The 24312-nt window shown below is 58.1% G+C and carries 17 protein-coding genes; 6 read left to right on the forward strand and 11 right to left on the reverse strand.

The genetic code is table 11. The annotated features are described in order from the left end of the window. Window positions 1-20 precede the first annotated feature (20 nt). Together AFK63_RS12005 and AFK63_RS12010 are read right to left on the reverse strand one after the other, a co-directional pair. Entirely contained in the window at window positions 21-395 is a 375-nt protein-coding gene (locus AFK63_RS12005; RefSeq protein WP_023339120.1) for a hypothetical protein, read from the reverse strand. Between the two features lie 344 nt (window positions 396-739). Continuing rightward, a complete protein-coding gene (locus tag AFK63_RS12010) occupies window positions 740-2632 on the reverse strand; it encodes a recombinase family protein (RefSeq protein ID WP_071603713.1) in 1893 nt (630 codons plus the stop codon). A 43-nt stretch (window positions 2633-2675) separates the two neighbouring features. Between AFK63_RS12010 and rimO the strand changes: the two genes are divergently transcribed. Further along, on the forward strand, window positions 2676-3983 hold the full coding sequence (gene rimO, locus AFK63_RS12015) for a 30S ribosomal protein S12 methylthiotransferase RimO (protein WP_038863981.1): 1308 nt from the start codon (window positions 2676-2678) through the stop codon (window positions 3981-3983). A 212-nt stretch (window positions 3984-4195) separates the two neighbouring features. On the opposite strand, the gene gsiD is transcribed toward rimO, so the two are convergent. The 4 genes from gsiD to gsiA all read right to left on the reverse strand — a co-directional run bounded on the left by gsiD (window position 4196) and on the right by gsiA (window position 9650). Further along, window positions 4196-5107: a glutathione ABC transporter permease GsiD gene (gene gsiD / locus AFK63_RS12020; RefSeq protein WP_038863930.1), complete on the reverse strand. Its 912-nt coding sequence runs from the start codon at window positions 5105-5107 to the stop codon at window positions 4196-4198. Window positions 5108-5109: 2 nt separating this feature from the next. Next, window positions 5110-6030 (reverse strand): glutathione ABC transporter permease GsiC, encoded by a 921-nt coding sequence (gene gsiC / locus AFK63_RS12025; protein WP_038863931.1) that lies wholly within the window; start codon window positions 6028-6030, stop codon window positions 5110-5112. 176 nt (window positions 6031-6206) lie between these two features. Beyond that, entirely contained in the window at window positions 6207-7745 is a 1539-nt protein-coding gene (gene gsiB / locus AFK63_RS12030) for a glutathione ABC transporter substrate-binding protein GsiB (protein WP_038863932.1), read from the reverse strand. Window positions 7746-7775: 30 nt separating this feature from the next. Continuing rightward, window positions 7776-9650, reverse strand: a complete 1875-nt coding sequence (gene gsiA / locus AFK63_RS12035; RefSeq protein ID WP_038863934.1) for a glutathione ABC transporter ATP-binding protein GsiA — start codon at window positions 9648-9650, stop codon at window positions 7776-7778. 237 nt (window positions 9651-9887) lie between these two features. Here gsiA and moeA point away from each other — a divergent pair, with 237 nt between their 5' ends. Next, window positions 9888-11117, forward strand: a complete 1230-nt coding sequence (gene moeA / locus AFK63_RS12040; RefSeq protein ID WP_038863935.1) for a molybdopterin molybdotransferase MoeA — start codon at window positions 9888-9890, stop codon at window positions 11115-11117. A gap of 1 nt (window position 11118) precedes the next feature. Next, window positions 11119-11877 (forward strand): molybdopterin-synthase adenylyltransferase MoeB, encoded by a 759-nt coding sequence (gene moeB / locus AFK63_RS12045; RefSeq protein WP_038863937.1) that lies wholly within the window; start codon window positions 11119-11121, stop codon window positions 11875-11877. On the opposite strand, the gene AFK63_RS12050 is transcribed toward moeB, so the two are convergent. Then, window positions 11874-12944, reverse strand: coding sequence for a LacI family DNA-binding transcriptional regulator (locus tag AFK63_RS12050; protein ID WP_038863982.1), 1071 nt, complete (start codon window positions 12942-12944; stop codon window positions 11874-11876). The two genes, moeB and AFK63_RS12050, sit on opposite strands and share 4 nt — an antisense overlap. Window positions 12945-13249: 305 nt before the next feature. Between AFK63_RS12050 and AFK63_RS12055 the strand changes: the two genes are divergently transcribed. Further along, window positions 13250-14560, forward strand: a complete 1311-nt coding sequence (locus tag AFK63_RS12055) for an MFS transporter (RefSeq protein ID WP_038863939.1) — start codon at window positions 13250-13252, stop codon at window positions 14558-14560. Between the two features lie 11 nt (window positions 14561-14571). Beyond that, window positions 14572-16935 carry a glycoside hydrolase family 31 protein gene (locus AFK63_RS12060; protein ID WP_038863941.1) on the forward strand — a complete coding sequence of 788 codons (2364 nt, stop codon included), beginning with the start codon at window positions 14572-14574 and terminating at the stop codon, window positions 16933-16935. Between the two features lie 319 nt (window positions 16936-17254). Here AFK63_RS12060 and AFK63_RS12065 read toward each other — a convergent pair whose 3' ends face one another. Further along, entirely contained in the window at window positions 17255-18847 is a 1593-nt protein-coding gene (locus AFK63_RS12065; RefSeq protein ID WP_007707121.1) for an ABC-F family ATPase, read from the reverse strand. A 220-nt stretch (window positions 18848-19067) separates the two neighbouring features. Here AFK63_RS12065 and ldtB point away from each other — a divergent pair, with 220 nt between their 5' ends. Then, entirely contained in the window at window positions 19068-19988 is a 921-nt protein-coding gene (gene ldtB / locus AFK63_RS12070) for a L,D-transpeptidase (protein ID WP_038863983.1), read from the forward strand. A 66-nt stretch (window positions 19989-20054) separates the two neighbouring features. Here ldtB and AFK63_RS12075 read toward each other — a convergent pair whose 3' ends face one another. Genes AFK63_RS12075 through AFK63_RS12085 form a run of 3 tightly spaced genes read right to left on the reverse strand, consistent with a single transcriptional unit; the run spans window position 20055 to window position 24311 of the window. Next, the gene (locus AFK63_RS12075) at window positions 20055-21596 is read right to left on the reverse strand and encodes an efflux transporter outer membrane subunit (RefSeq protein WP_038863943.1); all 1542 of its coding nucleotides are present in this window, start codon (window positions 21594-21596) and stop codon (window positions 20055-20057) included. Between the two features lies 1 nt (window position 21597). Continuing rightward, window positions 21598-23169 (reverse strand): DHA2 family efflux MFS transporter permease subunit, encoded by a 1572-nt coding sequence (locus tag AFK63_RS12080; RefSeq protein WP_038863944.1) that lies wholly within the window; start codon window positions 23167-23169, stop codon window positions 21598-21600. After that, a complete protein-coding gene (locus AFK63_RS12085) occupies window positions 23166-24311 on the reverse strand; it encodes an HlyD family secretion protein (protein ID WP_038863946.1) in 1146 nt (381 codons plus the stop codon). Before AFK63_RS12085 ends, AFK63_RS12080 begins: the two co-directional genes overlap by 4 nt. Between the last annotated feature and the right edge of the window lies 1 nt (window position 24312).

The following is a 24312-nucleotide window of genomic DNA, read 5'->3' on the forward strand; positions in this document are numbered from 1 at the left end:
GCCTTTCGTCGTTTTAGTTATTAGTATTTAGGAGTTGCGACAACTACAAGACCATGCTTATCAACAAGTGAAAGAAGTTGGTTCACCGCCTCAAAAGCTACAGGAAGTTTCATAATTAATGTCGAATACATAGCAAATTTTACTTCGTTATTTTCTATATCGACTTCTGTTATATTGCTGCTTTCTACATTTAGGCCGCGATAACGTATTTTATCGTCCTTTAGGTAAATGGTGTGAATCCTCTCATTTCCCTGATATTCATCCAGAACCTGTATGTAGGCTTTTGTACTACTTTGCTTACGTTGAACCGTAACGCTAAAAGCAGCTAACTCATTGAATAGATGCTTTATTTCATTAACAATTGCGGAAGGTATCTTACTATTTTTCTTTGACATATCGTTACTCCTCTAAATTAAAAGTCATCTCATGGTTAACCTCCTAGGGGTGCTGTTAATGTTTGATTGGCTATATGTTAACGGGCAAAATTGCCCCAATCAAGAAAAAGTTGCAACTTCTTCTTGACAATCTCATTACTATTCAAGTCAAAAAATCATATATCATTTAGGCACTATCTTTGTACTTTCTAACTGATACATTCTTCGATGGTTTCACGAGTATCGTTGTACTTTCTTAGTAGTACATTTATTAAAAATTTCGAGAGTTCTCGGTTTTGATGCGGTCATTGCCGACTTAAAAAAGCATCCTATGATGAACCTGCAACACTACAAGTTCTTTGGCTTCATACCTTATAACGCTCTATGAAGTCTTTACGCGACAATCCAGTCGCTTCCAATGCTGCGGTTATTGCCTTCGAAACCCGGCCATTCATCGCAATGTTATAAGTTATCCCCTCATACTCAACATTCGCACGTTCATACTGTCCAGTATTAGGCCAGAATGATGCCCCTCGAATATCACTATAACCAACGACTCCTAACATAGTGTTGGCAGTCTCGAAAAGCTTTAGATAATTCTGTTTGATACTATCCAGTTGCTCTACTGCCTTCTGAAATAGCGGATTACTAACAAAATTTGAAGAGTCTCCACCTTCAATTTCTTTTGTATCATTAGTGGAATACTCGATAGTAAAAGCCCAAAAAGGTTTTCTGTTGACTCCACCAAACACTAGCCATTCATCTTTATGATGACACTTTATCTTTATAGTTATACATCCATCTGCTTTTTCAACAATAATACTTTCGATTATAGAGCTAATAATTTTCCTTATTTTGTTTCTGTCAGCATCCTCCATATTTGTAAACACCGACCACTGAATAAGCATCAGGAAATCAGTAATATCTACTTCTAAAGATCCTTTACCTTTCAATGAATGTAAGCGTTCTTTCAACTTATCAACTTCCAGAACAGTCTTTTTACGTTCTAAATCAAAAGTATTTAATTGAACTGCTAGTGCACTAACATCAGGAGCAATAGCTATTGCCTGAGCCATGTTTGCTATGCGAAATTCCAGATCAGTTATCAATATTTCTTTTCTACTAATTTCTTCTTCTATAGCAGTAGTGTTAATACCATCCTTACGACTCTTGTCCATGTAACCGATCAGGAGTGAAATCATTGTACAGTGTTCAACTAATTGAGCTGATATGGACCAGCCAGAACAGTTTTTCTGTAGGTGAACCCCATTCGTACAGATGTAGCGAGCACTACCATGATTCATGAAGGAATGCATCGTTCCTCCACATTTACTACACCGCAACACCTGTAGCCCTGACAACAATTTGATTTCTTCTGTTTTGTCTTTCTTAGCTTTGTAGTTGTTTTGTTGCTTACGTTCAGCCAGCGTTAAAAACTCTGCTTCATCTTTACACAACCACGGATAGTAGTTATCAAGTTTGTAAGTAGCACCACCGACATTGATAGTCCTTTCCCCAATCAACGCACGATTATCACGCATTTTCTTTAAAACTTGATAATCCCACTCCTTACCCTTTAAACCGTTAGGATATTTTTCATCGAGATAACGCTTTACTGTATAGATGCCATTCCCATCTAAAAACATGTCTATAGCTTCGCGGGCAATACTCCAGTAAACCGGATGTTCTTTAACCGCTTCATATTGCGAACCTGAATCATCTATCCAAAACGGATGGCGACCAACTGACTTAATGTTTACTGGCAATCCTGCTTGATGACGTTCGACCAAAGCAACAACATTGCCTATAGTCCTGTTTGATTTCGTTTCTGATTCTTCATTGGCACGGCTGAACAGCAGTAGTGAAATCATTAATTCTGTTGGATTTTTGTTTACAGAATCAAGTGTATATACCCGCTTATCCATGCCTGTGACGAGTGTCAAACCTAACTCTAACAATTCAATAAACAGTTTCTGTGCAGTAGTTACATTCTGTCTTGTAATGCGGTCCAGATTTTCCACGTATAGCCAGGAATCAGAGGCAATAGCTCCTTGTTTAACTGCATCTATAAAATCCCCTAATTTTCCTGTATTGGTATTCTTGCCACGAAAAGCACTGACGCCAGGATCTTCGATCTCAACCATTTCCAGCCCAGCTTCAGCCGCATATACTTTCGCGGCTGCAAGCTGCCTGTTTCTGGTTGTCCCTTTGTCCTGGCGATCTGTTGACCACCTGATGTAGCTATAAAGTTGCGGCATCTATATAATCCCCGGCAATGTGAGCAACTGATTGTACAAAAAAATGTCTAAGATTGGATTTATATCATTAGGGTGCCCGAAAAACCTGGTGGACTCTGAGCGCATCCTGACCGAGCTTCGCACCGAGGGCTATGACGTGGTGCCGCGCTATGACGACGCCGATATGGTTATCGTCAACACCTGCGGCTTTATCGACAGCGCGGTGCAGGAGTCGCTGGAGGCGATCGGCGAGGCGCTCAATGAAAACGGCAAGGTGATTGTCACCGGCTGTCTCGGCGCGAAAGAAGATCAGATCCGCGAAGTGCACCCGAAAGTGCTGGAGATAACCGGGCCGCACAGCTACGAGCAGGTGCTGCAACATGTTCATCACTATGTGCCGAAGCCGAAGCACAACCCGTTCCTGAGCCTGGTGCCGGAGCAGGGCGTGAAGCTGACGCCGCGTCACTACGCCTACCTGAAAATCTCTGAAGGCTGCAACCATCGCTGCACCTTCTGCATTATCCCGTCGATGCGCGGCGATCTCGACAGCCGTCCGATTGGCGACGTGCTGGCCGAGGCGAAGCGCCTGGTCGAAGCCGGCGTCAAAGAGCTGCTGGTTATCTCCCAGGACACTTCCGCGTATGGCGTGGACGTGAAACATCGCACCGGCTTCTGGAACGGTTCGCCGGTGAAAACCAGCATGGTGAGCCTGTGCGAACAGCTCGCGAAGCTCGGCGTCTGGGTGCGTCTGCATTACGTCTACCCGTACCCGCACGTGGACGATGTGATCCCGCTGATGGCGGAAGGCAAAATCCTGCCGTATCTCGATATTCCGCTGCAGCACGCGAGTCCGCGTATCCTGAAGCTGATGAAGCGTCCTGGCTCGGTCGACCGTCAGCTGGCGCGCATTAAGCAGTGGCGCGAGATTTGCCCGGAGCTGACCCTGCGCTCAACCTTTATCGTCGGCTTCCCTGGCGAAACCGAAGAAGATTTCCAGATGCTGCTGGATTTCCTCAAAGAAGCGCGTCTGGATCGCGTCGGCTGCTTTAAATACAGCCCGGTCGAAGGCGCGACCGCTAACGAGCTGGCGGATCAGGTGCCGGAAGAGGTGAAAGAGGAGCGCTGGAACCGCTTTATGGCGCTGCAACAGCAGATCTCCGCCGAGCGCCTGCAGGAAAAAGTGGGCCGCGAGATCCTGGTTATCGTCGATGAAGTGGATGACGAAGGTGCCATTGGCCGCAGCATGGCTGACGCACCGGAAATCGACGGCGCGGTTTACCTCAACGGTGAAACGACGCTGAAGCCGGGCGATGTGGTACGCGTGAAGGTGGAAAACGCCGACGAGTACGACCTGTGGGGCAGTCTGGTATAAGGCTCCCGCGTCAAAAAAGGCTGCCGGGGGCAGCCTTTTTTATTGGCGGAGGGGGGACGGCCGGTGTTCAGAAATAGCGAGAGGTTGAGCGCGCGGGGGCGCAAACGTACACCTAACAAAAGCTGCCGGTATTGCCCCGTGCAGGGTGCGCCAGCGCAGCGCACCCCCCATCCCGGGCGCTCGCCATTTCGTGGGCCGTTACAGCGGTTCCCCTACCCTTTAATCTTCGGATCGAGCGCGTCGCGCAATCCGTCGCCTAACAGGTTAAACGCCAGCACCGTCAGAAAAATGGCGAGGCTTGGGAAAATCGCCACGTGCGGCGCCATCACCATATCCGCGCGCGCCTCGTTTAACATCGCGCCCCACTCCGGCGTCGGCGGCTGCGCGCCGAGGCCGAGAAATGACAGGCTGGCGGCGGAGATAATCGACGTGCCGATACGCATGGTGAAATAGACGACAATCGACGACACCGTGCCCGGCAAAATATGGCGAAACAGAATGGTGAGATCCGACGCGCCGATGCTGCGCGCCGATTCGATAAAGGTCTGATGTTTCAGCACCAGCGTATTGCCGCGCACCAGTCGGGCAAAGGCCGGGATGCTGAAAATCGCCACCGCGATAATCACATTCGCCATACCGCTGCCCATCACCGCCACGACCGCAATGGCGAGCAAAATGCCCGGAAAGGCGAACAGCACGTCGCAGATACGCATAATCACCCGGTCCCACCAGCCTTCATAAAATCCGGCCAGCAGCCCCAGCACAGTGCCAATAAGCGCCCCCGTCAGTACCGCAAACACCCCGGCGGCGAGCGAAATCCGCGCGCCGACAATCACGCGGCTGAAAATATCGCGCCCCAGCGAATCGACGCCGAACCAGTGCACCATCGACGGCCCTTCGTTCAGGCGGTCGTAGTCAAAATAGTTTTCCGCATCGAACGGCGCTATCCACGGCGCGCACAGCGCCAGGGCTATCAACAGCAGCACGAAGCCGCCCGCGACCAGCGCCACCGGCTGGCGCTTGAGGCGATGCCAGAATTCATGCCACGGCGTGCGCGTCTGTTGGGGCCGGACGGCAGGCATGCCGTTTAAAAGCGCCTGTCGACGCCAGTTGAAAAGTCGCATCCTTACTTATACCTGATAGCCGGGTTAATGGCGGCGTAGAGCACATCCACCACTAAGTTGATAAGAATAAATTCCAGCGAGAACAGCAGCACTTCTGCCTGGATGACCGGGTAGTCGCGCATCTCCACCGAATCCACCAGCAGACGCCCAAGCCCCGGCCAGTTAAACACCTTTTCCACCACGATAGAGCCGCCCAGCAGAAAGCCAAACTGTAAGCCCATCATGGTGACGACCGGGATCATGGCGTTGCGCAGACCATGTTTCAGGATAACCCATTTTTCGCTCACGCCTTTGGCGCGGGCGGTGCGCATATAGTCTTCGCCGAGCACGTCAACAAAAGAGGCGCGGGTGAAGCGCGCCATCACAGCGGCCACGGCGGCGCCGAGCGTCAGCGACGGCAGAATATAGTGCCGCCAGCTGTCGGCGCCCACGGTCGGCAGCCAGCCGAGCTGCACCGAGAAGATATGCATCAGGAGCATGCCGAGCGCGAAGGCGGGAAACGAAATGCCCGACACCGCGAGCGTCATGCTCAGGCGATCCGGCCAACGGTTGCGCCACACGGCTGCGACGATCCCGGTGGCGAGCCCGAACAGCATCGCCCAGCTCATGCTGGCGAGCGTCAGCCAGAAGGTCGGCATAAAGCGGCTGGCAATCTCTTCAGAGACCGGGCGGCGCGACACCAGCGAGGTGCCGAAATCGCCCCGCACCACGTTGCTGATGTAGTGCCAGAACTGCTGCCAGAGCGGCTGATCGAGCCCAAGCTGATGGCGCACGAGATTTATCACCTCCGCGTCGGCCTCAGGCCCGGCCACCAGGCGCGCCGGATCGCCCGGCAGCAGGTGAACGAATAAAAACACCAGCACCGCCACGATAAGCAGCGTCGGGATGAGGCCCAGCAGGCGTTTTACGATGTAGCTAAACATGCGAAACCTTGTCTTCCTTCATGAGAATGGGATATCGGTTGAAGCCATCTCTCCCGGCGGGTGCGCTGACGCTTACCCGCCCTGAGTTTTACGGCCTGCCGCTTTAACCTTTGCAGGGTGGGTTAGCGTAAGCGCCCCACCTTCCGCCAACTCAACCGTACTCTGGCAGGTGGCGCTTATTTCAGATCCGCATCCTCAAAACTAAAGCCCGTATCCGGCATCATGTAAAATCCGGTCAACGATTTGCTGTGCGCCGACACTAATTTTTCCACCACCAGCGGCACCCAGGGCGACTCTTTCCATAACGTATCCTGCGCGTCTTTATACAGCGCGGCTTTACGGGCTTTATCGGTCGTTTTCAGCGCGTCGGCGAGATCGGCATCCACCTTCGGATTGCTGTAGAACGCCGTGTTGAAGAGCGTCGGCGGCCAGTTTTGTGAGGCGAACAGCGGCGACAGCGCCCAGTCGGCCTCGCCGGTCGAAGCTGACCAGCCGGTGTAGAACATCCGCACGCCGCTCTCTTTCTGCCCTTTGCCCTCCACTTCCGAGGCGCGCTGTCCGGCGTCCATCGCCGTTACTTTGGCTTTAATTCCCACCTGGGCCAGCTGCTGTTGGGTAAACTGCAACACCTTCTGGGCGGTGCTGTGATTATGGGATGACCAGAGCGTGGTGCTAAAGCCGTTCGGGTAGCCCGCCTCTTTCAGCAACTCGCGCGCTTTTGCCGGGTTATACGGCCACGGCTGATACTGCTGCGCAAATTCTATGGTCGGCGGCACGACGCCGGTCGCGGGCGTCGCGTAGCCGGCGAACGCCACTTTCACCAGCGCCTGACGATTAATCGCATAGTTAATCGCCTCGCGCACTTTCGGGTTGTCGAACGGCTTTTGCGTCACGTTCATACTGATGTAGCGCTGCATAATCGACGGCGACGCCACGAGATCCAGCTTGCTGTTTTTCGCCAGCAGCGCGGCCTGCTCGTAAGGGATCGGGAACGCGAACTGCGCCTCGCCGGTTTGCAGCATCGAGGCGCGGGTATTGTTATCCACCACCGGGCGCCAGGTGATGGCGTCCAGCTTCGGCAGCCCCGGCTGCCAGTAGCCCGCAAACTTCTTCACCTTCACAAAATCGGTCGGGTTCCAGGTCACCAGTTCATAAGGCCCGGTGCCGACCGGGTGAAACCCTATCTCATTGCCATATTTCTTCAGCGCGGCGGGCGAAATCATCGCCGTGGCCGGGTGCGCCAGAATATTGATAAACGCGGAGAACGGCTGCTTCAGGGTGATTTTCACCGTGGTCGGGTCGACCGCCTCGGTGCTGGCGATATTTTTATAAAGGTTATAGCGCTTGAGATGGTTATCCGGGTTACTCGCGCGATCGAGGTTCACTTTTACCGCATCGGCGTTGAAATCGGTGCCATCCTGAAACTTCACGCCGCTGCGCAGCTTAACGGTGTAGACCCGCCCGTCGTCCGACACGCTGTAGCTCTCCGCCAGCACGTTCTGCACTTTCATCGTTTTATCGAGGCCAAACAGCCCCTGGTAGAACGATTTGGCGATCTGCTGGGAGAGCGTGTCGTTAGCGTCATAAGGATCGAGCGTGGTAAAGCTTGAGCCCACCGCCACGACAATCTCTTTTTCAGCCCAGGCGGGCGCGGCGGCTAGCGCAGAAACCAGCCCAGCCGCGGCGAGCCAGCGGCGTGCGATTCGTTGTGTCATAGTCTTCTCCTGAAAGCCTTGCCTGAAAAATTAAAAATGATGGTCCGTCGCCCCAACGGGATGACGCGCCACATAATGGCCCTGCCCTACCTGCACCAGCGGCGCGACAAACGGCTCGTCGCCTTTCGGGCGCGTGGCGCTCGGGATCTCATCGGAAAGGAGCACCGGCTGGCGACGCGGATGACCAGGATCGGCCACCGGCACCGCCGCCATGAGCTTGCGGGTGTACGGATGTTGTGGATTTTCAAACACCGCGCGCCGTGGACCTATCTCAACAATCTGTCCGAGATACATCACCGCCACGCGATGACTGATGCGCTCCACCACCGCCATATCATGCGAAATAAACAGAAACGAAATGCCGAAATCGCGCTGCAGGTCGAGCAGCAGATTAATAATTTGCGCGCGGATCGAGACATCAAGCGCGGAGACCGATTCATCGGCGATCACCACTTTTGGGTTGAGCGCCAGCGCGCGTGCAATGCAAATTCGCTGGCGCTGGCCGCCGGAGAACTCATGCGGATAACGCCAGGCGTGCTCAGGCTTCAGCCCCACGCGCTCCAGCAGCCACGCCACCCGTTTGCGCGCCGCGTCGCCGTCGAGCAAACGATGCACCAGCAGCGGCTCCATAATGGAATACCCCACCGTCAGGCGCGGATCGAGCGAGGCGTAGGGGTCCTGAAAGATAAACTGCATATCGCGGCGCACCGCCTGCATGGCGCTGTCGGAGAGCGTGTCGATGCGCTTGCCGCTAAAGGTAATTGAGCCGCCCTGGGTCTCCACGAGGCGCAGCAGCGAGCGCCCGGTGGTCGATTTCCCGCAGCCTGACTCGCCCACCAGCGACAGCGTCTCGCCGGGCCACAGGTCAAAACTCACTTTCTCCACCGCATGCACTTCGCGCTTCACGCGGTTGAAAATACCGCTGCGCACCGGAAAACGCGTGACCAGATCGCGCACCTGCAAAATCGGTTCGCTGTCCGGCACCACGGTATCCTGTTCGGCTTCCGGCGGGTCCATCTCGCGGCGCGGCGCATGGTTCAACGGGAATTTACGCGGCAGATCGGTGCCGTTCATCGCCCCCAGGCGCGGCACCGCCGCCAGCAACGTCCGGGTATATGGATGCGCCGGACGGCGGAAGATCTCCTCAACGGGGCCGGTTTCGACGGCCTCGCCCTGGTACATCACCAGCACCCGGTCAGCCATATTGGCCACCACGCCCATGTCGTGCGTAATGAAAATCACGCCCATCGACATCTCCTGCTGGAGCACGCGGATGAGATGCAGGATCTGCGCCTGAATAGTCACGTCCAGCGCCGTGGTCGGCTCGTCGGCGATCAGCACCGCCGGGCGGCACGAGAGGGCCATCGCAATCATCACACGCTGGCGCATTCCGCCGGAAAGCTGGTGTGGAAAGCGCGCCAGCATCGCCTCCGATTCAGGAATGCGCACTAAATCAAGCATGCGTTTGGCTTCGCGCATCGCCTTTTCGCGCCCGAAACCCTGATGCAGACGAATCGACTCGGCTATCTGCTCGCCCACCGGAAATACCGGGTTCAGAGAGGTCATCGGCTCCTGAAAAATCATCGCCATGTCGGCGCCGCGCACGTCGCGCATCTGTTTTTGCGAAAACGTTCGCAGGTCGATCACCTGCTGGTTGCGGCGGCGCAGCAGCAGCGGGCCGCTCTCCATCGCGCCGCCCGCCTGTTCAATCAGGCGCATCAGCGAAAGCGCGGTGACCGATTTGCCGGAGCCCGATTCCCCGACAATCGCCAGCGTTTCGCCGCGTTTCAGGCTGAATGAGAGCCCGCGCACCGCGGCGGTACGCTCCCCTTCTTCCGTAAAGCAGACGTTCAGGCCAGAGACCGACAGGACGGCATCTTCAGGCAACACTTCATCGTTGGGCACTGCGGTTCCTCACAGGTGATGGTTCAGCGTTCAGAATACAACGCAGCGATTTTGCTGGGGCGGCTGCGTTTTTTCTATAAATATCATTATCGTTGCCGCTGATTCAGACGAATTTTGAATATAGAAAGAGGTAAAAGTGATGTAAAGCCCGGCGGGCGGCGCGGGCGGTGAAACATGCATACCCGTGACCCTTTCTGTCATAATAGGCGTTTTGTGACTGTCGCGCTGGAGTGAAAGATGGAACCGACCGCTGGACTGATGTCCCTGGAAACCGCCCTTGAAGAGATGCTCTCCCGCATTCTTCCCCTGAGTGAGACGCAAACGCTGCCGCTGCTAAAGAGCATGGGCCGGGTGACGGCGCGCGCAGTCACCTCGCCGCTGGATGTGCCGGGCTTTGATAATGCGGCGATGGATGGCTACGCCGTTCGGTTAGCGGATCTCGCGTCTGGCGCGTGGCTGCCGGTGGCGGGCAAAGCGTTCGCAGGGCAGCCGTTTAGCGGCGAATGGCCGGCGGGCAGCGTTATCCGTATTATGACCGGCGCGCCGGTGCCGACAGGCTCAGAGGCCGTCATCATGCAGGAAGAGGCGCAAACCAGCGACGCGGGCGTGCGCTTCACCGCGCCGGCGCGCGCGGGCCAGCACATCCGCCGTCGCGGCGAAGATATTCGTCAGGGCGCGGTGGTGATGGAGGCGGGTCAGAAGCTGAGCGCCGCCGAACTGCCGCTGCTCGCCTCGCTCGGCATTCCCGAAGTGGAAGTGGTACGCAAGCCGCGCGTCGCGATTTTCTCCACCGGCGATGAGCTCCAGCTCCCCGGCCAGCCGCTCGCGGAAGGCCAGATTTACGACACTAATCGCCTCGCGGTGCATCTGATGCTGGAGGCGCTCGGCTGCGACGTCATTAACCTCGGCATCATTCGCGACGATCCGGGCGCCCTGCGCGCCGCGTTTCTGGAAGCCGACCGCGAGGCCGATGTGGTGTTAAGCTCTGGCGGCGTGTCGGTGGGCGAAGCGGATTACACGAAAACGCTGCTGGAAGAACTCGGCGAAATCGGCTTCTGGAAGCTTGCCATTAAGCCTGGCAAACCGTTCGCCTTTGGCCGCCTCGCCAGCAGCTGGTTCTGCGGCCTGCCGGGCAACCCGGTTTCTGCCGCCGTCACGTTTTACCAGCTGGTGCAGCCGCTGCTGGCGAAGCTGAGCGGCCAGCAGGTGGTTCGCGCCCCGCGCCTGCGGGTACGCGCGGCGGAGCGTCTGAAAAAATCCCCCGGACGGCTCGACTTCCAGCGCGGCGTGCTGCGCACCGGCGCCGACGGCCAGCCGGAAGTGGTGAGCACGGGCCACCAGGGCTCGCATATTTTCAGCTCGTTCACCCAGGGCAACTGTTTTATCGTGCTGGAGCGCGAGCGCGGCCACGTCGAGCCGGGCGAATGGGTTGAGGTCGAGCTGTTTAATCACCTGTTTGGAGGCTGAGATGACTGAGGCGTTAAGCGATGCGGAGATGCTGCGCTATAACCGGCAAATCATCCTGCGCGATTTCGATTTCGACGGCCAGGAGCGGCTGAAAGCTTCGTCGGTGCTGGTGGTGGGGCTGGGCGGGCTCGGCTGCGCCGCTGCGCCGTATCTGGCGGCGGCGGGCGTCGGCAGGCTCACGCTGCTGGATTTCGACACGGTCGCGCTCTCCAACCTGCAACGCCAGGTGCTGCATCGCGACGCCACTATCGGCCAGCCGAAAGTCGAATCGGCGCGAGAGACGCTTCGCGCCATCAACCCGCACTGCGCTGTCGACACGGTTAACGCGCAGCTTGATGACGCCGCGCTCGCCGAACTTATCGCCCGTCACGCGCTGGTGCTCGACTGCACCGATAACGTGGCGACGCGCAATCAGCTTAACGCGCTCTGTTTTCGTCATCAGGTGCCGCTGGTGTCCGGCGCGGCTATCCGCATGGAAGGCCAGATCAGCGTCTTTACGTGGCAGCCCGGCGAGCCGTGCTACCGCTGCCTGAGCCGCCTGTTTGGCGACAACGCGCTGACCTGCGTGGAAGCGGGCGTGATGGCGCCGCTGGTGGGCGTGATTGGCTCGCTCCAGGCGATGGAGGCCATTAAGGTGCTGGCGCGCTACGGCGAGCCGTGCGCCGGAAAGCTTATTATCTATGACGCCCTGCGCACGCAGTTTCGCGAGATGAAACTGGCGCGCAACCCGCATTGCGAGGTGTGCGGCGACGGGCGTTAGTCATACAGGCCGTCGCGCTGCACGCTGGTTCTGCCCCGCCCCGGTCTGACGCGCCGCACCGATTCGCGCACGTCCAGCGTGCCGTTCAGCAACAGCGTGCCGATGGCCGCCTGCGGGCGGATCAGCCGCTGTTGCAGCATCAGCACCGCTTCTTCTCCCAGCGCGTCGCGCGGCACATGCACCGCCGTAAGCGGCACATCCTCAATCGCCGCCAGGTTAAAAGCGTCGATGCTCATCACGGAGATATCCTGCGGCACGCGCAGCCCGGCGTTTTGTAACGCTTTCACCGCACCCGCTGCCATAAAGTCGCCGCCTACCAGCAGCGCGCCGGGCACCGCGTCCGCGGGCGTATCGGCCAGAAAGCGGGTCACCAGCGCCTCGCAGCCTCTGGCGCTGAAATCGGGCGCCGTCAGCAGGTGACGCTGCTCGTCAAACGCCAGATTCTGCGCCTCCCAGGCGTCGCGAATGCCCGCGAGCCGCTGCTCCATCGTATAACGACGCAGGCACAGCACATTGACAACGTCACGATGCCCCATCTCAAAGAGGTAGCGCGCCGCGTTCTCGCCGATGGCCCGGTGATCGGGCGCCACGGCAGGCAGACGCATGTTGCGGTCGCGACAGTTAATGAGCACGCACGGCTTGCCCACATCAACGGCCAGATCGTGAATATGCGGATCGTCGATGCCGAGCAGAAGCGCCGCCTCGGTCTGCGGCTCGTTCATTCTGGCGAGAAACAGATTGGCGTCGGCGTCGTTCTCTTCCAGCGCGCAGTAGCGCAGCCGCACTTCGTGGGGCTCCAGCGCTTTGTTGATGCTCTGGATCACACGGTAGTAAAAGATGTCGGACCGCTCATCAAACGCCCGTCGTGGCGCGAATACCACCAGGCTGTTTAGCAGCAACCGGCCCGCCGCCATATCTTCCAGCACGCCCAGCGCTTTCGCGCACTCCCGCACTCTGCGACGCGCCTTTTCGCTGGTATTCGCTTTGCCTGCCAGCACGCGGGAAACGGTGCTGAGTAAGAGGCCGGTTTGTTCGGCGATCCGGGCCACCTGGAGCTTTTTACTCATTTTGTGATCCATCTCCGGTTGTGAAATGAAAAATTTTTCACGGTTATTTTTACGATATATCCCTTCTGTTATGGCTTCTTTTAACACACCTCCGCTGTTTCATGAAAATCTTTGCATAAAAGAGACTACTACCATTCCAGTGGCTGCTCTACCCTCAGGTTGTCGTACAGCTTTTCCTGCCGAAGCTTACGACAAACCCTACAAATAATGTGTTAATTCAAATAAATAGCGGTCTCTGCTGTGGTTTCCGGCGCGTCCGGAATGCGAGTTGTTATACCCGTCAGGCTAACCGTGGAGAAGAATAAATGAGTCAGAGCATTAACCAGGATGTCGGCGCGGTGAAAACCCGTACCCGTCGCGCAATCCGTCATCTGCGCTGGTGGGTGCTGGTGCTGTTTTTGATGGGCGTGACCGTCAACTACATCACCCGTAACTCGCTTGGCATTCTCGCCCCGGAGCTCAAAGAGAGCCTGGGCATTACTACCGAACAATATTCGTACATCGTGGGCGCGTTTCAGCTCGCCTATACCCTGTTTCAGCCGCTGTGCGGGTGGCTGATTGACGTCATTGGCCTCAAACTCGGCTTTCTGATTTGCGCCTCATTATGGGCGCTGATGTGCATTTTCCACGCGGGCGCAGGTAGCTGGCTGCATCTCGCTATCCTGCGCTTCTTTATGGGCGCGGCGGAAGCGGCGGCGACGCCCGCCAACGCCAAAACGCTCGGCGAATGGTTCCCGAAAAAGGAGCGCCCGGTCGCCGCGGGCTGGGCAGGCGTCGGGTTCTCTATCGGCGCGATGCTGGCCCCGCCGATTATTTACTTTGCGCATATCTCCTTCGGCTGGCAGGGCGCGTTTCTGTTTACCGGCGTGCTGGCGCTCGGCTGGGTCGTGCTGTGGTGGCTGTTTTATCACAACCCGGAACGCCACCCGCGTCTGAGCGAAGAAGAGCTCGCTTTTATTCGCCAGGATAACGAGCCGCCGCCGGTGCGCCTGCCCTTCTTTACCGCGCTGAAAACCGTCTCGAAGAATAAACGTTTTTACGGCATCGCCATCCCGGCGTTTATGGCCGAGCCTGCCTGGGCGGTGATGAGCTTCTGGGTGCCGCTTTATCTCGCCAAAGAGCATGGCATGGATCTCAAACAGATAGCCATGTTCGCCTGGCTGCCGTTCCTCGCCGCTGACTTAGGCTCGGTCGCAAGCGGTTATCTCACCAAATTGTATGTGCGCCTTTTCGGCTGCACGCGGGTCAATTCCGTCGTGGCAAGCTCGGTGACCGGCGCGTTTCTGATGGTGTCGCTGGCGATTGTCACTCTGACGCGCGATCCGTACATCACCATCATTCTTATCTCCATTGGCGGCTTCGGGCATCAGATTATCTCCTGCATGCTGAGCGCGCTGGTGGTGGAATCCTTCGACCGCGGCCAGATGGCCACGGTAAACGGGATGCGCGGCTCCTGCGCCTGGATTGCCAGCTTCCTGTTCTCGCTGATTATCGGGGTGACTGCCGACAAAATCGGCTTCAACCCGCTGTTTGTCGCCATGGGCTTTTTTGACCTGATTGGCGCGATGTTCCTGGTTGCCTTTATTGCCGAGCGCCGTAATACGCGCGTTTCATAGGGAAGATACGAATGAAAACCCTCAAACACTGGAGATTCACCCATTCTGACGACCACCATGTCGAACTGACGGTGGACGACGCCCATACGCTGTGCGTGTGGGTGCTGGAACCGGGCCTGTTCCGCGTGGCGGTGAAGCGCCGCGGGGCGTATGCGCTCAACCGCACCTGGAGCATCGCGCCAGGCAGTGACACGCCGTGGGAGGGCCGCGCGCGCGACAGCCTCGCCGGGTTCAGCCTGCCGGGCTTTACGCTTGAAGAAACCCCGGAGCGCCTTACGCTCAGCAGCGAACGGCTGCGGGTTACGGTGCACCAGCCGCTGTGGCTGGAGTGGCACTACCGCGACGACGACGGCGACTGGCAGTTTCTGACAAGCGACCGCCCCACCAGCGCGTATTTGCTTAACGCGCACGGCGACGGCGTGGCGCACTACCAACGCCGCCAGAAAGACGACCGCTATTACGGCCTTGGCGAAAAGGCGGGCGAGCTGGAACGCACCGGACGCCGCTTCGAGATGCGCAACCTGGACGCGATGGGCTATAACGCCGCCAGCACCGATCCGCTGTATAAACATATTCCGTTTACGATTACGCGCCGCGAGCAGGTCAGCTTCGGGCTGTTTTACGACAACCTCAGCAGCTGCTGGCTGGATCTGGGCAACGAGATCGACAACTATCACCAGCCCTACCGCCGCTGGCAGGCCGATGCGGGCGATATTGATTACTATCTGTTCGTCGGCCCGCGCGTGCTGGATGTCACGAAAGCCTTTGTGCGACTGACCGGCAAGACGCTGTTCGGCCCGAAATGGAGCCTCGGCTACAGCGGCTCCACTATGCACTACACTGACGCGCCGGACGCGCAGGATCAGCTGATGAACTTTATCCGCCTGTGCGACGAGCAGGCGATCCCGTGCGACTCCTTCCAGCTGTCGTCGGGCTATACCTCCATTAACAACAAGCGCTACGTCTTTAACTGGAATTACGACAAAGTGCCGCAGCCCAAGGCGATGAGCGCGGCCTTCCATGATGCCGGACTAAAGCTTGCCGCGAACATCAAGCCCTGCCTGTTGCAGGATCATCCGCGCTATCAGGAGGTGGCGCAGCAGGGGCTCTTTATCCGCGATTCGGAAACGGACGCGCCGGAGCGCTCCAGCTTCTGGGATGACGAAGGTTCACATCTCGATTTCACCAACCCGGCGACGGTCGCCTGGTGGCAGAACGGCGTCACCACGCAGCTACTGGAGATGGGCATCGATTCCACCTGGAATGACAATAACGAATATGAAGTGTGGGACGGCGAAGCGCGCTGCCACGGTTTCGGCGAGCCGGTGGCGATTAAACATATCCGCCCGGTAATGCCGCTCTTAATGATGCGCGCGTCAATGGAAGCGCAGCAGCGCTTCGCGCCGGACAAACGCCCTTATCTGATCTCCCGCTCCGGCTGCGCCGGGATGCAGCGCTATGTCCAGACCTGGAGTGGCGATAACCGCACCAGCTGGCAGACGCTGCGCTACAACATTCGCATGGGCCTCGGGATGAGCCTCTCCGGGCTGTATAACGTGGGCCATGACGTTGGCGGCTTCTCAGGCGACAAACCGGATGCCGAGCTGTTTGTCCGCTGGGTGCAGAACGGCGTGATGCATCCGCGCTTTACCATTCACTCGTGGAATGACGATCACACCGTTAACGAACCGTGGATGTACCCGGCGGTGACGCCCGCTATCCGCAGCGCGATTGAACTGCGCTATCGCCTGCTGCCTTACCTTTACACGCTGCTGTGGCAGGCACATGCCGATGACGAGCCGATGCTACGCCCGACATTTCTCGACCACGAGCACGACGCGCAGACCTTGTGCGAGTGCGACGAGTTTATGCTGGGCCGCGATCTGCTGGTGGCAAGCGTCGTGGAGCCCGGCGCGCGCACCCGCACACTCTGGCTGCCTGCAAACGACCACGGCTGGTACGATTTCCACACGGGCGGCTGGTACGCAGGCGGCCAGTGGGTGACGCTCGACGCGCCGCTGGAGCGCCTGCCGCTGCTGGTGCGCGCTGGTGCGGGCCTGCCGCTTAGCGAGCGCATCCGGCATGTGGACGCGCTGCGGGACGACAAGCGCGAACTGAAGCTGTTCCCGGTGCCGGGCAACGGCGAGGCCGCAGGCCTGGTGTTTGAAGATGACGGCGAATCCTGGGGTTACAAAGCGGGTAACGCGCTGTGGGTCAACTGGCAGATGCGATGCACCGCCGACGCCATTCATCTGACCTTCTCCACTACCGGCGATTATCAACCGGCGTGGAAGACGATGACGGTGTCGCTACCGCCGAATGAAACCCGCCGTCTGGTCATCAACGGCGAAGAAACTGACCGCTGGGTACGGTAAAGAGAGCGCAAAAGAAAAAGGCGAGCCGCAGGCTCGCCTTTTTTGTCGAGGATGACGGTGTTGTTTTGCGATAGCAGGTGCGCAGGCGCAGCCAACACCGCTGCGGCGCGAAAGACGACGGGAACGTTATTCGATGTCGCTCTCACTGCCTCCCCTCATCGCCTTTCTCTCACCGCCTTTCCTCACCGCCTTTCCCTGTGGATTTCGCGTTGCAGCAAGGCGGCAAGCCTGTAAATCCCCGGGAGCTTACACCAGTAAGTGACCGGGGTGCGCAGGCGCAGCCAACACCGCTGCGGCGGCGCGAAAGACGACGGGAACGTTATTCGATGCCTTTGCTGCGCAGATAATCTTCGTACCCACCAGAGAAATCCACCACGCGTTCCGGGGTGATTTCAATGACGCGGGTCGCCAGCGAGCTTACGAACTCACGGTCGTGGGAGACGAAAATTAATGTACCCTGGTACATCTCCAGCGCGGCGTTAAGCGATTCGATCGACTCCATATCCAGGTGGTTGGTCGGTTCATCCATCACCAGAATGTTCGGTTTTTCCATCATCAGTTTGCCAAACAGCATACGGCCCTTTTCACCACCGGAAAGCACTTTGGCGGGCTTTTTGATGTCGTCCTGGCTGAACAGCAGGCGGCCCAGGATGCTGCGCACCGCTTGCTCGTCGTCGCCTTCTTGTTTCCACTGGCTCATCCACTCGAACACAGTCAGATCGTTATCGAACTCATATTCGTGATCCTGCGCGTAGTAGCCGATCTGCGCGTTTTCAGACCATTTCACGGTACCGTTATCCGGTTGCAGTTCACCCACCAGCGTTTTAAGCATGGTGGATTTACCCACGCCGTTGGCGCCGAGGATCGCGAGCTTCTCGCCCACTTCCAGCAGCAGACCGACGTTTTTAAACAGCGGGCCGTTGTCGAAGCCTTTGGTCATGGCTTCCACTTCCAGCGCATTACGGAACAGCTTTTTATCCTGCTCGAAGCGGATAAACGGGTTCTGGCGGCTGGAGGCTTTTACTTCTTCAAGCTTGATTTTGTCAATCTGGCGGGCGCGGGAAGTCGCCTGGCGAGATTTCGAGGCGTTGGCGCTAAAGCGGCTGACGAAGGATTGCAGGTCGGCAATCTGGGCCTTTTTCTTGGCGTTATCCGCCAGCAGACGCTCGCGCGCCTGGGTCGCGGCGGTCATGTATTCGTCGTAGTTGCCCGGATAAACACGCAGCTCGCCGTAATCCAGATCCGCCATATGGGTGCAGACCATATTCAGGAAGTGACGGTCGTGCGAAATAATAATCATGGTGCTGTCGCGATCGTTTAGCGTCTGCTCCAGCCAGCGGATGGTGTCGATGTCCAGGTTGTTGGTCGGTTCATCGAGCAGCAGGATGTCCGGGTTGGAGAACAGCGCCTGCGCCAGCAAAACACGCAGCTTCCAGCCTGGCGCGACTTCGCTCATCGGGCCGTAATGCTGCTCCAGCGGAATACCGACGCCCAGCAGCAGTTCGCCTGCGCGGGATTCAGCGCTATAGCCGTCCATTTCGCCATATTTCACTTCGAGGTCGGCCACTTTATAGCCGTCTTCTTCGCTCATTTCCGGCAGCGCATAAATGCGGTCGCGCTCCTGTTTCACTTCCCACAGCTCGCCGTGCCCCATGATCACGGTATCCAGCACGGTGTATTGTTCGAAAGCGAACTGATCCTGACGCAGCTTGCCGATGCGCTCGTTAGGATCGAGCGATACGTTGCCTGCGCTCGGCTGTAAATCGCCGCCGAGGATCTTCATGAAAGTGGATTTCCCGCTCCCGTTGGCGCCAATCAGACCGTAACGGTTGCCGCCGCCAAACTTGACGGAAATGTTTTCAAACAGCGGCTTACTGCCGAACTGCATGGTGACGTTGCTGGTAACTAACACGCGTGATTCCTGGGTAAGATGTGTGATAAACACCGCATTATGCCATAACTCCGAATTTATTTCCCCCGTCAATGGGCTGGCTACACTCACTACCAGACGGGAAAAATATGTGAATTAGTACACATCTCAATTCCCTGCCGTGGAGAATGCACATATAATGCGCTCCCTGTATTGTTTCGTTTCACTCTAACGGCCGGTCCGGCAACGATATTTGCATAACATGAAGATGAAATTACGCACGCTTTTAGTGGCAGCTTTCGCAGTCGTCGGGTTTTGTAACACCGCGTCTGCTGTGACTTATCCTCTGCCGACCGACGGTAGCCGTCTGGTGGGTGAAAACCAGGTCGTGACGATCCCTGAAGGCAATAATCTGCCGCTGGAAGATTTCGCCGCGCAGTATCAGATGGGGCTTTCCAACATGCTGGAGGCCAACCCGGGCGTTGACCCGTACCTGCCGAAAGGCGGCACCATCCTGAACATTCCTCAGCAGCTGATCCTGCCGGATACCCCGCATGAAGGCATTGTGATCAACAGCGCCGAAATGCGTCTTTACTACTACCCGAAAGGCACCAATACCGTTATCGTGCTGCCGATCGGTATCGGCCAGCTCGGTAAAGACACGCCGATCAACTGGGTGACCAAAGTGGAACGCAAGAAAGCGGGCCCGACCTGGACGCCGACCGCCAAGATGCACGCGGAATACGCAGCGGCGGGCGAGCCGCTGCCACCGGTCGTACCGGCAGGCCCCGATAACCCGATGGGCCTTTATGCGCTCTACATTGGCCGTCTGTACGCTATCCACGGCACCAACGCCAACTTCGGTATCGGCCTGCGCGTGAGCCACGGCTGCGTGCGTCTGCGTAACGAAGACATTAAATTCCTGTTCGAGAACGTGCCGGTCGGCACCCGCGTCCAGTTCATCAGCGAGCCGGTGAAAGCGACCACCGAGCCGGATGGCAGCCGCTATATCGAGGTGCATAACCCGCTCTCGACCAGTGAAGATCAGATCAATAACAACGAAATCGTGCCGATCACGCTGACCAAAGCGGTCACCACCGTGACCAGCCAGAGCGATGTCGATCAGAACGTCGTTGAACAGGCGGTGCAGAACCGTTCCGGTATGCCGGTCCGTCTGAACTGATCGTCCAGAAAACGAAAAACCCCGCGCGCATCGCTGCCCGCGGGGTTTTTTATTGCCGAAACTCGCTTAACCGCGCGGCGCGGGTCCAAAAACGTCGTAATCCGGCAGCCGCACGTTCTGATACGGCTCCCAGCCGCCGCCCAGCGCTTTGTAAAGCGCGACGAGGTCAAGGCTGCTCTGTACCCGCGCCTGCGCGCGTTGCTGCTCGGCCTGGGCGAGCTGACGCTGGGCGTCAAGCACCTCGATAAACGTGGCGATGCCTTTACGGTAACTGTCGCTCGCTAAATCAAACGAGGTTTGCAGCGCATCAAGCGTCTTCTCCAGCCCCGCCTCGCGTTGCTGGTCGGTGCGATAGCTCACCAGCGCGTTTTCTACATCGCTTAACGCCGTCAGCACGGTCTGGCGATACTGCAACGCCGCCGCGCCCTGCTCCGCCCGCGCGAGCTTCACGCTGGAGACCAGCCGCCCGCCCTGGAAGATGGGAATGGAGACCTGCGGGCCGAAGCTGTAAAAGTGACTGCTCCAGTCGGTGAGGTAGTCGGTTTCGCTGTTGCGCATGCCGAACTGGCCGGAAAGCGACAGGCTCGGGAAGAGCTGCGCCACCGACACGCCAATCTGTGCGGTCGCGGCATGCAGTCTGGCTTCGGCTTCGCGCACGTCCGGACGTCGACGCGCGAGCGTCGACGGAATGCCGACCGGCACGATTTCCGGCAAGGCCGGCAGCGGCTGCGCGGCCCGCAGTTCGGCGTCGAGCGCGCCGGGCGGTTTGCCAAGCAGCACCGCCAGCCCGTTCATCGCCTGACGCTCCTGCGCCTGATACTGCGGCAGTTGCGCCTGCAATGTGCCGAGCTGGGCGCGGGCATTTTCCACATCCAGCTGCGGCGACAGCCCGCTGCGCTGGCGGCTTTCGGTCAGCTCCAGCGTCTGCTGCGCCGAGGCTATCTGCTCATTCATGGTCGCGAGAATGCTCTGCGCGCCGCGCAGTTGTAGCCAGGCGCGCGCCACTTCGGCTTCCAGCGAGACCAGCGCGTCGTTGCGCTGCTCAATCGCCGCCTTCTGCTGCGCGTCCGCCGCCTCAACCTGACGGCGCACTTTGCCCCAGAGATCTATCTCCCACTGCGCGTCAAAGCTGCCCTGATACAGGTTAATCGGCTGCGTCAGCGGGCCAAGCGCGGAGCTGATTTGCGGGTCGACCGCGTCAAGCTGGCCGTAAACGTCATGCGATTTCAGTTCGCCTTCCAGCCCGAGCTGCTGGCGCGTGGCGCGCACGTTGCCGTTCACCGCCGGGAAAAACGCGCCGCCCGCCTGGTTTATCTGCTCGCGGGCGCCTGCGATGCGCAGCACGGTTTGCTGAAGCGACAAATTGCCCGCGATAGCGCGCTCAATAAGGCTGTCGAGCTGCGGCGAGTTAAACGTGCGCCACCAGCGCGGGTCAGGCGCGGTGCTGCGCGCCTTCGAGGCGACATCCGGCGCGTTCTGCCGCGCGGTTTCGCCAAACGCGCCCGGCGTCACCGGTTCGGGCGCCCGGTAATCCGGGCCGACCGCGCAGCCAGCCAGCAGCAGCGCTACCGCCATCAGACTCAGTGGGAAGGTCACTCTTCCGTACATATCAGTGTGCTCCTGCGGAGCCTTCGCTCTTAATCGGCGAAAGCAATAAACAAAACGGAATCAGTAAAATCGCCACCACGCTCAGCAGCGTGAACACGTCGATGTAGGCCAGGATGCGCGACTGGGCAATCATCGTTTTATACAGTTGTCCGGTGGCTATGCCGGTCGGGTCGCCAAGCTGCGCCGTAAAATTGCGCACCGCCTCGGCGCCGCTGCGTATCGCCTGCTGGAACTGTTCATCGAACGGCGACATGTGCGTACTCAGATGGGCGCTCTGCACCTGCGCGCGCTCGGTAATGGCCGCGGTGGAGAGCGAAATGCCTATCGACCCGGCCACGTTGCGGAACATGGTAAAGAGCGCCGCCGCGTCGGCGTTCAGCCGCTGGGGAATGGTGATAAACGCAATGGTGGTGAGCGGCACAAACAAAAAGCCGAGCCCTATCGACTGCGCGCTGCGCATCAGCATCAGCGTTTCAAAATCGACGTTCGGCACCAGATTGCGCGACCAGAAGAACGACACGCCGAGGCACAGGAAGCCGAACGCGATGATCCAGCGGGTCTGCACCAGCGGCATCAGCTTCAGCACAATCGGGATGGTAAAGACAATAAGCACCGCGCCGGGCGAGAGGATAAGCCCCGACCAGGTGGCGGTATAGCCGAGATCCTGCTGCGCAAGCTGCGGGATAACCACCGAGCTGCCGTAGAGAATAAGCGCCATGCCCGCCATCAGCACGCTGGAGACGGCGAAGTTTTTATCGCGCACGCAATGCAGATCCACCACCGGACGGCGAGTGTAGATAAGCCAGTAAATCGCGCCGATGATCCCGATAAATGTCAGCACCGCGAAGGTGCGGATGAAATCAGAGGCAAACCAGTCTTCATCTTCGCCGCGATCAAGCATTACCTGCAAACAGCCAAGCCCGAGCGCGATAAGCCCGATGCCGGTCCAGTCCACCGGGATTTTTTCTTCCGATTTTTTCTCCCACGGCGGATCTTCCAGCAGCTGATAGACCGCCAGGACGCAGACAATCCCGACCGGGATATTAATAAAAAAGACCCAGCGCCAGGAGTAGTTATCGGTTATCCAGCCGCCGAGCGTCGGGCCGAGCACCGGGGCGACGATGATGGCAATTGAGGAGAGCCCGAACGCCTTGCCGCGATCTTCCGGCTTGAAGTAATCCAGCAGCACCGACTGCTGCGTCGGTTGCAGGCCGCCGCCGAAAAAGCCCTGCAGGATACGAAACAGGATGATTTGCCAAAGCTCTGTGGCGATACCGCAGAGGAACGAGCAGACCGTAAACATCACGATGCAAATCAGGAAAAACTGCTTGCGGCCAAACAGGCGGCTGAAGAACGCCGACAGCGGCAGCACGATGCCGTTCGCCACCAGATAAGACGTCAGGACCCACGTCGATTCGGAGTAACTCGACGACAGCGAACCGGCGATGTGCGGCAGCGCCACGTTGACAATCGTGGTGTCGAGAATTTCCATAAACACCGCGATAGTGACCACTATCGCGACGGACCAGGGGTTGCTGGCCGGGCGCCAGCCGCTGTGGGCCTGCTCGCTCATTCCACCGTCACCTCAGGTTCAACGGACAGCCCCAGCGGCAGCGGCTGATCCCAGTTCTCAAGCCCTTTGTCGATAACGATTTTCACCGGCACGCGCTGGACGATTTTCACAAAGTTGCCGGTGGCGTTTTCCGCCGGAAATGCCGAGAAACGTGAGCCGCTACCCTGCTGGATGCTCTCAACATGACCTTCGAGCTCAAGATCCGGGAAGGCGTCTACGGAGATAGCGACTTTATTGCCAGGGCGCATACGCTCCAGCTGCGACTCTTTGAAGTTCGCCACCACCCAGATCTCGGGCGATACCAGCGAGAAGAGCGCGCTGCCCGCCTGCACCAGCGTGCCGTTCTGGACGTTGCGCTTAGTGACGAAGCCGTCGAACGGCGCGCGGACTTCGGTATAAGAAAGATTCAGTTCGGCCGTCTGTAGCTGCGCGCGCGCCTGGGCGACCTGGCTTTCACGGGCTTCGACGTTGGTTTCCTGCTGACGAATTTGCAGTTGCACCTGTTCCGCGACTTCCAGCTGGGCCTTCGCGTTAGCAAGCCCCGCCTCGGCGCTGCGCAGCTGGGCGCTGGCGGCATCAATGTTTTGCCGGGAGGTGGCGCGAGGATCGACGCCGCGCTGGCGCTGATATTCGGCGCGCGCGTTAGCAAGCTCCGCCTCGGCGCGCAGCACCTGCGCTTTAGCCTGATCCCGCTGGGCCGGGTACTGCACTTTGGCGAGCGCCAGCTGCGCCTGCGCCTGATGCAACTGCGATTCGGCAAGCGACAACTGCGCGCGTGCCTGATCGCGCTGTGCGGTGGCGTCGCGCGGGTCAATCACCACCAGCAGATCGCCTTTTTTTACCCGCTGGTTATCTTTAACGCGCAGTTCAGTGACGTAGCCCGCGACTTTCGGCGCGACGGTGACGGCATCGCCTTCAATAAAAGCATCGTCTGTGGTTTCGAGGTTGCGGGTCATCAGCCACCAGATAAGGGCTCCCACCACCATAATAATGACCACGATACCAAGGATAATCAGCGGCTTTTTACCAGGGCGCTTGCGCGTTTCGCCCTCCGCCTTGCCGTTATCCTTGTTTTTGCTGGTATCGTCGCTCTGCTCCTGACGTTTCTCTTCGTCAGCGTTGTTATTGTGATTTTCCGCCATA

Source organism: Cronobacter muytjensii ATCC 51329 (genome assembly GCF_001277195.1).
GTDB lineage: Bacteria > Pseudomonadota > Gammaproteobacteria > Enterobacterales > Enterobacteriaceae > Cronobacter > Cronobacter muytjensii.